The 11,575-nt window shown below is 65.3% G+C and carries 11 protein-coding genes; all 11 read left to right on the top strand.

The window, feature by feature from the left end; genetic code table 11:
* Positions 1-8 precede the first annotated feature (8 nt).
* The 11 genes from AC1C2Q_RS12085 (at position 9) to AC1C2Q_RS12135 (ending at position 11,575) form a co-directional block, all read left to right on the top strand.
* Entirely contained in the window at positions 9-1,301 is a 1,293-nt protein-coding gene (locus AC1C2Q_RS12085) for an ABC transporter substrate-binding protein (RefSeq protein ID WP_495450312.1), read from the top strand.
* Between the two features lie 97 nt (positions 1,302-1,398).
* Positions 1,399-2,388, top strand: coding sequence for a carbohydrate ABC transporter permease (locus tag AC1C2Q_RS12090; protein ID WP_495450313.1), 990 nt, complete (start codon positions 1,399-1,401; stop codon positions 2,386-2,388).
* On the top strand, positions 2,385-3,326 hold the full coding sequence (locus tag AC1C2Q_RS12095; RefSeq protein ID WP_495431342.1) for a carbohydrate ABC transporter permease: 942 nt from the start codon (positions 2,385-2,387) through the stop codon (positions 3,324-3,326). The genes AC1C2Q_RS12090 and AC1C2Q_RS12095 overlap by 4 nt, the downstream gene beginning before the upstream one ends.
* 30 nt (positions 3,327-3,356) lie before the next feature.
* Positions 3,357-4,004: a hypothetical protein gene (locus AC1C2Q_RS12100; protein ID WP_495450314.1), complete on the top strand. Its 648-nt coding sequence runs from the start codon at positions 3,357-3,359 to the stop codon at positions 4,002-4,004.
* A gap of 69 nt (positions 4,005-4,073) precedes the next feature.
* Positions 4,074-5,597, top strand: coding sequence for an arabinosylfuranosidase ArfA (gene arfA / locus AC1C2Q_RS12105; RefSeq protein WP_495450315.1), 1,524 nt, complete (start codon positions 4,074-4,076; stop codon positions 5,595-5,597).
* A 179-nt stretch (positions 5,598-5,776) separates the two neighbouring features.
* The gene (locus AC1C2Q_RS12110; protein ID WP_495450583.1) at positions 5,777-6,904 is read left to right on the top strand and encodes a Gfo/Idh/MocA family protein; all 1,128 of its coding nucleotides are present in this window, start codon (positions 5,777-5,779) and stop codon (positions 6,902-6,904) included.
* 3 nt (positions 6,905-6,907) lie between these two features.
* Positions 6,908-8,080 carry a dihydrodipicolinate synthase family protein gene (locus tag AC1C2Q_RS12115; RefSeq protein WP_495450316.1) on the top strand — a complete coding sequence of 391 codons (1,173 nt, stop codon included), beginning with the start codon at positions 6,908-6,910 and terminating at the stop codon, positions 8,078-8,080.
* Entirely contained in the window at positions 8,077-8,946 is an 870-nt protein-coding gene (locus tag AC1C2Q_RS12120; RefSeq protein ID WP_495450317.1) for a sugar phosphate isomerase/epimerase family protein, read from the top strand. The genes AC1C2Q_RS12115 and AC1C2Q_RS12120 overlap by 4 nt, the downstream gene beginning before the upstream one ends.
* A gap of 10 nt (positions 8,947-8,956) precedes the next feature.
* A complete protein-coding gene (locus AC1C2Q_RS12125) occupies positions 8,957-9,994 on the top strand; it encodes a LacI family DNA-binding transcriptional regulator (protein ID WP_495450318.1) in 1,038 nt (345 codons plus the stop codon).
* Between the two features lie 30 nt (positions 9,995-10,024).
* A complete protein-coding gene (locus tag AC1C2Q_RS12130) occupies positions 10,025-11,134 on the top strand; it encodes a glycerate kinase (protein ID WP_495450319.1) in 1,110 nt (369 codons plus the stop codon).
* Between the two features lie 9 nt (positions 11,135-11,143).
* The gene (locus AC1C2Q_RS12135; protein ID WP_495450320.1) at positions 11,144-11,575 is read left to right on the top strand and encodes a hypothetical protein; all 432 of its coding nucleotides are present in this window, start codon (positions 11,144-11,146) and stop codon (positions 11,573-11,575) included.

The raw sequence follows: 11,575 nt of genomic DNA on the forward strand, positions 1-11,575 counted from the left end.
GGACAAAGATGTTCAACAAGAAGCGGTCACTCGCAGCGGTCGCGCTCGTCACCGGCGCCGCCTTGGCCCTCGCCGGCTGCGCCGGCGGCGGCAACGAGCCGGCAGAAGAGCTCGACCCGGAGGCAGAAGTCACGCTCGACCTCGCATTCTGGGGCAACGACGTGCGCGCGGACCTGTACAACCAGGTCATCGAGGCGTTCAACGAGGAGCACCCGAACATCACGGTGAACGCCACCTTCCTGGGCTTCCCCGAGTTCTGGGAGAAGCGCCAGACTGAGGCTGCAGGCAAGAACCTGCCGGACGTCATGCAGTTCGACTACTCGTACCTTCGTCAGTACGCCGAGAACGGGCTTCTCCTCGACCTTGACCCGTTCCTGGGCGACATCATCCAGACCGAGCCGCTCTCCGAGAACATCTTGTCGATCGGCGTTGTGGCTGACACCACCTATGCGATCCCGACCTCTACCAACGCGTGGGGTCTGTTCACTAACCCGACGCTGCTCGCGACGGTCGGCGTTGAGGACTTCACCGGCGGTTCGTGGGCCGACTACACCGACTGGATGGCCGGTGTCACTGAGGCCGCAGGCGGCGAGTTCTGGGGTGGCAGTGACTACACCGGTCGCATCCAGAACTTCGAGCTCCAGTTGCGTGCAGAGGGCGGGAACCTCTTCAATGAGGATGGCACGCTCGGCTTCGATGAGGATCGACTCGCCGAATTCTGGGAAGAAGGGCAAGAGATCCGCGACGGGATCGGCGTCTCACAGCAGCTCGTCGAAGAGCTGAACCCCCTCGGCCCGTTCGATGCGGCCAAGGTCGCCAGCGAGCTCACCTGGGACAACTTCGGCAGCGGCTACCTCGGTAACCTCGGCGAGGGGTACACCGAACTGAATCTGCAGGCTCCACCCGTGACCGTTGAAGGTGCGAAGGACCTGTACCTGAAGCCCTCGATGCTGCACGCGATCTCCGCGAGCACCGAGCACCCCGCGGCCGCCGCCACGCTGGTCGACTTCCTGATCAACTCGCCGGAGTCGGGTGAGATCTTCGGTACAAACCGCGGCTTGCCTGCGTCGAGCACCGCACTTGAGGCGGCCGACCTCGATCCGCTGAGCCTGCAGATCAAGGACCACGAGACCGCGATCGCCGACCGCCTCGGCGATGCTCCGCCGGTGCCGATCGTCGGCTACGGCACCATCGAAGAGAAGTTCCGCCAGCTCGGCGCTGAGCTGAACTTCGGCACGATCACCGTCGACGACGCTGTTGCACAGCTCTTCACAGAGATCGACGTCGTCCTGAACGGCTGATCTGGCTGACGGACTCGGGGTCCGGGCGGTATCATCACCGCCCGGACCCCGTGTCCCGGATACCACCCGAACTGCCCTCATCACCACAGGAGTCCCCGTGAGCACGACTGAGACGAGAGTCATCGTCACCGGCGAGAAGCGGCGCCAGCCGTTGCGTCGCCGCCGGCCCGAGAGCCTGAACCGCCCCAGTCAGAAGCGTCGCCAGTTGCGCGAGACGGCCGCCGGATATGGTTTTCTCATCCCGTGGTTGATCGGCTTCTTCGGTCTCACGATCATCCCGATGGTGTACTCCCTCTACCTGTCGTTCACGCGGTACAACATCTTCCAGCCGCCCCGCTGGATCGGCTTCGACAACTACGTGCGGCTGTTCACCAACGACCCGCAGTTCATGCAGTCGGCGCAGATCACGCTGATCTACGTGCTGGTCGGCACCCCGATCACTCTGGCCGCGGCCCTAGGGGTCGCGATGCTGCTGAACTACCGAGACAAGGGTTCCGGTTTCTTCCGCTCGGCGTTCTACGCCCCGAGCCTGATCGGTGGCTCGGTGTCCGTCGCGATCGTGTGGCGGGCGATGTTCGGATCTGACGGACCCGTCGACAGTGCGCTGAGTTCCATCGGCCTCGACCTGGGTGGCTGGATCGGCAACCCCGCACTCGTATTGCCAGCGATGATCGTGCTGGCGATCTGGCAGTTCGGCGCCACGATGGTGATCTTCCTGGCCGGCCTCAAGCAGGTGCCGAAGGAGCTGTACGAAGCCGCTGAGATGGACGGTGCGAACGCGTGGCACCGCTTCCGAGCAGTGACGCTTCCGATGCTCTCCCCGGTGATCTTCTTCAACCTGCTGCTCGGCCTGATCGGCGCCTTCCAGGTGTTCGCATCGGCGTACATCATCTCCAATGGCTCTGGTGGCCCCGCCGGCATGACGAACTTCATCACCCTTTATCTGTACAAGCGCGGCTTCGCCGACGGCCAGATGGGTTACGCCGCGGCGATCGCGTGGGTGCTGCTCGTCGTCGTAGCGATCATCGCCTTCATCCTCTTCAGAACCCAGCGTTCCTGGGTGCACTACGCGGGAGACAACCGATGAGTACTTCCAATGCCGCCACGACGTCCGGTGCGGCCTCCACTCCGGTCTTCGCCGCGCAGCAGACGACACCGGTCGGCCCCCCGTCCGCCCGCCGCCGGGTGAAGCGCAAGACCTGGCAGACCGTTGTGTGGCTTGTTGTCTTGCTGGTGCTCACCGCGATTGTGCTGTACCCCCTGCTGTGGCTGTTCTTCTCCACCTTCAAGCCCAACGCGGAGTTCGGCCAGAACCCCGGTCTGCTGCCGAACTCGCCCACGATCGAGAACTACATCAAGGTCGCAGACGGCATCGCCGGCGTGCCGATGTGGCGGTTCTTCCTCAACTCGCTCATCCTGGCCGTCGCGGCCGTGGTCGGCACGGTGCTGTCCTCGGCGCTGGCCGCGTACGCCTTCGCCCGCGTGCGGTTCAAGGGCCTTGGTATCCTCTTCGCCGCGATGATCGGGACGCTGCTGCTCCCGTTCCACGTCGTGATCATCCCGCAGTACATCATCTTCAACAACCTCGGACTGGTCGACACCTTCTGGCCGCTCGTTCTGCCGAAGTTCCTCGCCACCGAAGCGTTCTTCGTGTTCCTGCTCGTGCAGTTCATTCGGCAGATGCCGCGCGACCTGGACGAGGCTGCGCGCATCGACGGCGCTGGGCACTTCCGGATCTTCTGGGCGATCATCCTGCCGCTGATCAAGCCCGCCCTGATCACCTGCGCGATCTTCTCGTTCATCTGGTCGTGGAACGACTTCCTTGGGCCGCTGCTCTACCTGACGAGCCCTGACAACTACCCGCTACCGATCGCTCTGCGTCTGTACAACGACCAGACGTCCAGCAGCGACTACGGTGCTACCGTGACGGCCTCGTTCATCGCGCTGTTGCCGGTGCTGCTGTTCTTCCTGGCCTTCCAACGGTTCCTCGTCGACGGCGTCGCCACTCAGGGACTGAAAGGCTAAGTCGGCGTGGTCATGCAGGAGGAGATGACGATGTCCCGTCGCGAGGAGCGCACCGCCCGCCGGGCTGCACTCTCGGGCAGTGGCCCCACCAGGGGCGACGTGCCGCCCGCGCGCTTCCCGGGCGCCGGCGCGAAGTTCGCACTGTTCGGCGAGGTGCTGCTCACTGGGCTCCTCATCACGATCGTCGGCGTGCTGGTCGTCACACTGCCAGCGGCGCTGGCCGCTGGCGTGCGTCACCTGCGCCGGTTCATCGCGGCGGAGGACTCGCGACTGAGTCTGTTCTGGGCGGACGTGAAGTCGGCCATCCTGCCGGGCCTGCCGCTCGGTCTCGGCGCCACCCTCCTCGCCCTCGTGCTGCTGCTCGACATCGATCTGGCGCGGTCAGGTTTCCTGCCCGGAGGGCCGGCGATCGAGGTCATCGGCTGGGTTGGCCTCGCCGCCTGCGCACTCGCGCTACTCACCGCCGCCGGCGCGTGGACGCCCGAGCTCGGCTGGAGGGGTGCGCTGCGTGCGATCCCGAGCGTCGTCAGGGTCGACATCGTCGGCGCCTGCTATCTCGTCGCTGCGGCAGTGTTCGTCGTCGCGACCACGTGGGCGCTCCCGCCATTGTTTGTCCCGGCGATCGGATGCGCGGCACTCGCTGTCGTCGCGATCCCAGAACGTCACCGTTCCCGCTGACCGCTCCCGCTGACCGCGGTCCTTTGAGCCGGTAAGACCACCGGCTTCCTCTCTCAGAACGGATGCCAGATGACTGACGCTTTCGGCCGCCTTGACCCCCACTACGAGATCGGCGACATCGACCGACGTGTGTTCGGCGGCTTCGTCGAGCACCTCGGACGTCACATCTACGACGGCATCCATGAGCCGACGCACGAGAGTGCCGACGCTGACGGCTTCCGCACCGATGTGATCGATCTCGTGACTGAGCTCGGGGTCTCGACGATCCGCTATCCCGGCGGCAACTTCGTCTCCGGTTACCGGTGGGAAGACGGCGTCGGCCCCGTAGAGGAGAGGCCCCGACGCCTCGACCTGGCCTGGCACTCCACTGAGACCAACGAGGTCGGGCTGCACGAGTTCCAGCGCTGGCTCGACAGGGTCGACAGCGACCTCATGCTCGCGGTCAACCTCGGCACACGCGGGACCCAGGAGGCGCTCGATCTGCTCGAGTACGCCAACAGTTCTGCAGACACTGACTGGACGCGCCAGCGCGCCGCGAACGGGCAGCAGCAGTCGTTCGGTGTGAAGATGTGGTGCTTGGGTAACGAGATGGACGGCCCATGGCAGGTGGGGCACCGCAACGCCGACGATTACGGCAAGCTCGCCTCGCGTACGGCGAAGGCGATGCGGATGCTCGATCCCGGTATCGAACTCGTCGTGTGCGGCTCATCCTCGCGAGGCATGCCGACGTTCGGTTCGTGGGAGCGCACCGTGCTCGAGCACACGTTCGACGACGTCGACTTCATCTCGTGTCATTCCTACTATCAGGAGCACGGCGGAGATGCGCAGGAGTTCCTGGCATCCGGCGTAGACATGGCGAAGTTCATCGATTCGGTCGTGGCGATCGCCGACTCGGTCGCGGTGACGCGGAAGAGCGATAAGCGCATCATGATCTCGTTTGATGAGTGGAACGTCTGGTATCTCCACCGGGAGGACGGAACGCAGTCGGGGGAGGAGCTGAAGGACAAGGGCTGGCCGGTCGCTCCAAGGCTGCTCGAGGATCAGTACCACGCCCTCGATGCCGTGGTCTTCGGAGACCTGCTCATCACTCTGCTGCAGCATTCTGACCGCGTTCGTTCGGCGTCGCTCGCGCAGCTGGTCAACGTGATCGCACCGATCATGACAGAGCCCGGCGGGCCGGCATGGCGGCAGACGACCTTCTTCCCGTTCTCGATCACCTCCCGCCTGGCGGGCGAGCGCGCGGTGCGTGTGCCTGTGACAGGCGGCACCTTCACGAGCGAGCGGTTCGGCGAGGTGGCCGCCGTGAACGCGGTTGCGACGATCGACGACGATGGCGCCTCAGTGTTCGTGGTGAACCGTTCGACGACGGATGCCGCGCAGCTGCGCCTCGATCTGACGCAGGTCGGGGCGGCTTTCGGCCGTGAGCTCACCATCATCGAGTCGCACCTGCTGCACGATGACGACATCTACGCAGCCAATACGCTCCAGGACCCCGAGCGCGTGGGCGTGCGCCCCGCTGATGCAACAACCTCCGGCGTCGAGCTCTTACTGAGCCTGCCGGCGGTCTCTTGGGTGGCGCTGCGGTTGGCCTGAGCAACAGCGTGCGGGGCGGCTTGCGGAAAGCGCGTTCCGGTGTCATGATAAATCAATTGGAAAGCGCTTACCGAGTTGTGGTGGGCCGGAGAAAAGGAACGAAAGTGTCAGAGACGACCACGCTCGCTACCGCCCCCGCGGCATCCACTCGCCCCCAGGTGCGCGAGATCGGCATCATCATGAATGGCGTCTCCGGGCGAATGGGCTACCGGCAGCACCTGGTGCGGTCGATCCTCGCAATCCGGGATCAGGGGGGCATCGAGCTTTCCGACGGCACGAAGGTGACGGTGAAGCCGATTCTTGTCGGTCGCAACGAGACCAAGCTCGCTGAACTTGCGGCTCTGCACGGCATCGAGGACTACACGACCGATCTGGACGCGGCACTCGCTGATCCGCGGTGGGAGATCTACGCCGACTTCCTGGTGACGAAGGCCAGAGCATCCGCCATCCGCAGGGCGATCGCGGCGGGCAAGGCGATCTACACCGAGAAGCCCACTGCGGAGACTCTCGAAGAGGCGCTCGAACTCGCGCGGCTGGCGAAGGATGCCGGCGTGAAGACCGGTGTGGTGCACGACAAGCTCTACCTGCCAGGCCTGCAGAAACTCAAGCGACTCATCGACTCGGGCTTCTTCGGTCGCATCCTGTCGGTCCGCGGTGAGTTCGGATACTGGGTGTTCGAGGGCGACTGGCAGCCAGCGCAGCGCCCGAGCTGGAACTACCGCACCGAGGATGGCGGCGGCATCATCACCGACATGTTCCCGCACTGGAACTACGTGCTGCAGAACCTGTTCGGTGAGGTCAAGAGCGTCTACGCGCAGGCCGCGGTCCACATCTCCGAGCGCTGGGACGAGAACGGTGAGAAGTACACCGCTACCGCCGAGGATGCCGCCTACGGCATCTTCGAGCTCGAAGGCGGCGTCATCGCCGAAATCAACTCCAGCTGGACGGTGCGCGTGAACCGCGACGAGCTCGTTGAGTTCCAGGTCGACGGTACGCACGGATCCGCAGTGGTCGGACTCTTCGGTGCGAAGATCCAGCCGCGTAACGCCACGCCCAAGCCGGTCTGGAACCCTGACCTTGAGGACACTCACGACTACGACGCTGACTGGCAGCAGGTTCCCACCAACGAGATCTTCCTGAACGGTTTTCGCCAGCAGTGGGAGGAGTATCTGGAGTCCTTCGTGCTCGGCACCGACTACCCATTCGACCTTCTTGCGGGGGCCAAGGGCGTGCAGTTCGCCGAGGCGGGCCTCACCTCCAGCGCCGAGGGTCGCAAGGTCGTTCTCGAAGCTCTGACGCTGGACTGACCCATGACAATGCTTCGCCTTCTCTCCGCTGATGGTCTGCTGTCGGATGCCACGCTGAACGACACGGGCGCGTACACCCGCCCGATCGCGCCGCTGCGCAGCCGCGTGGCCTTTGCCGCCGCGCACGTTGTCCCCAAGGTTCATGCTGACAACACTCCTGGGCAGCCAGCAGACATCGACTGGGATGCAACCCTCGCATTCCGTCGCAACGTTTACTCGTGGGGCCTCGGGGTTGCCGATGCGATGGACACCGCGCAGCGCAACATGGGACTGGACGCGGCAGCCACACGCGAACTCATCGCCCGCAGCGCCGAAGTAGCCCGTGAGGAGGGCGGTTCGGTCGTCGTCGGTGTCAACACCGATCACGTCGCCGAATCGCACATCTCGCTTAGCGCCGTGATCGACGCCTACAAGGAACAGTTGCACTTCACTGAGGAACAGGGCGCAGCCCCAGTTCTGATGGCTTCGCGCCACCTCGCTCGTGTGGCGACCGATGCCGCGGACTACCGCCGCGTGTACCGCGAGGTGCTGCAGTCGGCGACCGTGCCCGTGGTGCTGCATTGGCTCGGTACCGCTTTTGACCCAGAGCTCCGTGGCTATTTCGGTGCGGAGGACTGGCAGAGCGCATCCGCGGTCTTGTTGGACATCATCGAGGAGAACCCGGGAAAGATCGCCGGGGTCAAGATGAGTCTGCTCAACGCCGAGTCCGAGATCTCGGTGCGCTCGCGCTTGCCTGAGCACGTGCGCATGTTCACCGGCGACGACTTCAACTACGTCGACCTCATCGGCGGAGACACTGTCGGTCGAGGCAGCAGTCACTCTGACGCGCTCCTCGGCGCGTTCGCCGCAATCACGCCGGTCGCCTCGGTGGCGATTCAGGCGCTGGATGCGGGAGATCCAGAGGCGTACCTGCGCATTCTCGGGCCCACTGAGGAACTCAGCAGACAGGTGTTCGCCGCGCCGACCTTCTACTACAAGACGGGTGTGGCGTTCCTGTCCTGGCTGAATGGTCATCAGCCAGCTTTTCAGATGATCGGAGGGCTCCACTCGGCACGAAGCCTCCCGCACCTCAGCCGCATCGTCGAGCTTGCGAACGCATCGCTCGCACTGGAAGACCCTGAACTCGCCCACACACGCTGGCACGCGATGCTGCGCTTGAACGGAGTGCACGCATGAACGTTCCAGACCCGCGCCTGTCCATCAACCAGGCCACCATCAAGTACGCCGACCTGGCCACAGCGCTTCGGGTCACGGTCGAGGCCGGAGTCCAAGCGATCGGGTTGTGGCGTGAGCCGGTACAGGCGGTCGGCTTGACGGAGGCGGCGGCCATGCTCGCCGACTCGGGGCTGCGGTTCACCACGCACTGCCGCGGCGGCTTCTTCACGATCCCCGAGGGGCCAGCACGTCGAGCGTCGATCGATGACAACCGGGTCGCGATCGAAGAGGCTGCCGTCCTCGCGGCGGCCGGCGCTGAAGGATCCACTGCCACCCTCGTGCTCGTCGCCGGCGGCCTGCCAGAGGGCTCGCGCGATCTGGTTGGTGCTCGTGAGCGAGTCCGCGACGCCATCGGGGAACTCACCCCTGACGCTGCCGCCGCAGGTGTGACCCTCGCGATCGAGCCGCTGCATCCGATGTACGCGTCCGATCGTTGTGTGGTGGCCACTCTCGGGCAGGCGTTGGACATCGCGGCAGACTTCGACCCGGCCGTCGTTGGCGTCACGGTGGACACCTTCCACATCTGGTGGGATCCGGAGGTGATCTCGAGCATCCAGCGTGCTGGTCGTGAGAGACGCATCGCGACGTACCAGGTCTGTGACTGGAAGACACCGCTTCCGCTGGATGTGCTCCTCGGCCGCCACTACCCGGGTGAAGGCGTCATCGACTTCGGGCCGATGACCCGAGCGGTACTGGATAGCGGGTACGACCGTGACATCGAAGTGGAGATTTTCAACGAGAAAGTCTGGGCGACAGACCCGCTCGAAGTCGTTCGCCGAACCGCTGCGGGGTTCGGTTCCGCCATTTCGCCGCACCTCACCGCCTAGAATCACGATTGTGACTGACGTTCCTGCTCCCGCGCACTCCGGCTCAGCCACGCTGCACGACGTGGCACGAGAAGCCGGCGTCTCTTTGGCCACCGCATCGAGGGCGCTGAACGGCTCGACGCGCAAGGTCGCTGACTCCTATCGGGAGCGGGTTGAGGCGGCCGCTGAAAGGCTCGGATACACCGCGAACCTCTCTGCGCAGGCGACGGCCCGTGGCACGTCGGCCATCATTGCACTGCTCGTGGCTGACATTGCCGACCCGTACTTCGGCGAACTGGCATCCGGCGTCGCCCGAGGAGCCGATGAGTCGGGACTGGTCGTCACGATCGCGATCACCGAACGCGACCCAGAGCGCGAGGTGCGCCTCGTGCGGGCCCTGCGTGGTCAGCGGCCGCGCGGCGTGATTCTTGCGGCATCCCGTCCCTCTCCCGAGATCGCCCCAGAGCTGGCCAAAGAGCTCGACGCGGTGACGGCGTCCGGTGGGCGGGTCGTGGCTCTTGGTGTCGGATCCGACACCGTGCGCGCCGTCGGGATCGACAACCGAGGGGGAGCCAAAGCCCTGGGCGCCGCACTCGCCGAGCGAGGATATCGTCAGGCAATCGTGCTTGCAGCCGCCGAGGGCGTGGTGACCAGCGATGCACGGCTGGCCGGATTCGAAGAGGGATTCACCGCTGCAGGCGGAGCGCAACCGCGCGTCTACCGTGGTGCCTTCACGCGTGATTCGGGCACCGACGTCATGGCGCAGGCACTTGAGGGCGGCATCGACCCAGGAACGCTCGTGTTCGGTATCAGCGACGTGGTCGCTATCGGTGCTCTGTCAGCGATCCGTGCGGCCGGGCGCGAGGTTGGCGCCGACATCGCTCTGTGCGGGTTCGACGACATTCCCACCGGACGCGACGTAACCCCGGCCCTCACGACCGTGCATGTGCCGTTGGAAGACGTCGGATACGAGACCTTCCGCGCGGCGACTGATCCGGAGTGGGTGCAGGACGACGATGCGCTCCGCCTCGAAGTTCTCCTGCGATCCAGTACGCCCCCGCTGTCTTGACCGACGACACGCTCACAGGGGGAGACATAGATGACTAAGGTCGTACTCGCACCGGACAGCTTCAAGGGGTCCATCACTGCGGCTGATGCCGCACAGGCGCTCGCCGATGGGTGGGCCGCCGTCGATCGGACGGCTGAGTTCGTGATGCGCCCCATGGCCGACGGTGGCGAGGGCACGGTGGCCGCGTTCGACGCGGCCGTGCCTGGTGCCGTTCGAGTGCCGGTGCGCGTGGACGGACCTGCGGGAGTGCCGGTGGATGCCGAATGGCTGCTCCTCCCGCCGACGGATGCCACGCCCGGCGGCACAGGTGTGATCGATCTGGCATCAACGTCTGGCATCGAGTTGGTCGACGACCTGCGCCCCTTCGACGCTGACACGACCGGATTCGGTCAGGCGATCGTCGCCGCGCTCGATCATGGCGTCTCTCGCCTCGTGCTCGGTATCGGATCGAGCGCCTCGACGGATGGGGGGACCGGGCTGCTGACCGCGCTCGGAGCGCGATTCACCGATGTCGACGGGCTACCGATCGCGCCCGGTGCCCGCGGACTGCTGGATCTTGCGGTGGTTGATCTCGAAGGCCTTCGCTCTGCGCCGGAGGTGCTCGTTCTCTCGGATGTCACGAATCCGCTGGTGGGGTCGCACGGTGCTGCGGCCGTGTTCGGACCGCAGAAGGGGCTGACGGATGCCGTCGACATCGTGCGCGTCGACGCCGCACTGGTGCGCCTCGCCGATCTGCTCGGCTTTGACCCGCAGTTGCCTGGTTCTGGTGCAGCCGGCGGGGCTGGCGCAGCACTGGCGCGCTGGGGCGCCGAGCTCGCTCCGGGTGCCGGTGAAGTCGCGCGGCTGATCGAACTCGACGAAGCGATCGCCGACGCCGACATCGTCGTGACCGGAGAGGGCTCCTACGACGGTCAGTCCGGCGACGGCAAGGTGCCCTCGTTCGTAGCGGGGGTCGCGGCGGAGGCGGGGGTGCGTGCGGTACTGGTCGCCGGGCGGATCACCTCGGACGCCGATACATCACTATTCAGCGCATCCGTGTCTCTCACAGATCTCGCCGGTTCAGGGGAAGCAGCTATCGCCGACCCGCGTCGCTGGCTCCATGCAGCCGGCAGCGCGCTCGCACGCAACTCACCTGCTTAAGCTGTGTCGGTGACTGACAGCAAGGCATATCAGGGCAAAGGCTACTGGGCGACCCAGATCGCGGGGTCTGCGGTGCTGGCCGTTCTGTTCGCGTTTCTGGCGGTTGTCATCGCGATCTCGCCGGGCGAAGACTCGGCTGGTCAGTCCTTCATGGTCGGACTGACCAGCCTCCTCTTCTTCGGTGTACTGATCTGGCTGGTGAAGCAGTACTCCAGGCAAAGCGCAGAGCAACGTGCGGTCTACGCGTGGGTGATCATGCAACAGTACGGCGACCGAGTCCACTACGACGTGGCTGGCGATGTCCAAACGATGGGCATCGCGCAACGCGCCAGCCGCGGTGAGCTCACGCGTGCCGAGATCGAACAGCTCCAGTCTCTGCGTCCGGACGTGTCCTACCCAGGAAAGCTCCCGCCCTCTGCCGCCGTTTCTCCCGAACTCTGA

The sequence above is a fragment of the Microbacterium sp. Y356 genome (genome assembly GCF_059445355.1).

Excerpts from the sequence above, each read along its gene's own strand:
- AC1C2Q_RS12120 (WP_495450317.1), top strand. The coding sequence starts at position 8,077 with ATGAACGTTCCAGACCCGCGCCTGTCCATCAACCAGGCCACCATCAAG.
- AC1C2Q_RS12095 (WP_495431342.1), top strand. The coding sequence starts at position 2,385 with ATGAGTACTTCCAATGCCGCCACGACGTCCGGTGCGGCCTCCACTCCG.
- arfA (WP_495450315.1), top strand. The coding sequence starts at position 4,074 with ATGACTGACGCTTTCGGCCGCCTTGACCCCCACTACGAGATCGGCGAC.
- AC1C2Q_RS12130 (WP_495450319.1), top strand. The coding sequence starts at position 10,025 with ATGACTAAGGTCGTACTCGCACCGGACAGCTTCAAGGGGTCCATCACT.
- AC1C2Q_RS12115 (WP_495450316.1), top strand. The coding sequence starts at position 6,908 with ATGACAATGCTTCGCCTTCTCTCCGCTGATGGTCTGCTGTCGGATGCC.
- AC1C2Q_RS12110 (WP_495450583.1), top strand. The coding sequence starts at position 5,777 with ATGAATGGCGTCTCCGGGCGAATGGGCTACCGGCAGCACCTGGTGCGG.
- AC1C2Q_RS12085 (WP_495450312.1), top strand. The coding sequence starts at position 9 with ATGTTCAACAAGAAGCGGTCACTCGCAGCGGTCGCGCTCGTCACCGGC.
- AC1C2Q_RS12100 (WP_495450314.1), top strand. The coding sequence starts at position 3,357 with ATGTCCCGTCGCGAGGAGCGCACCGCCCGCCGGGCTGCACTCTCGGGC.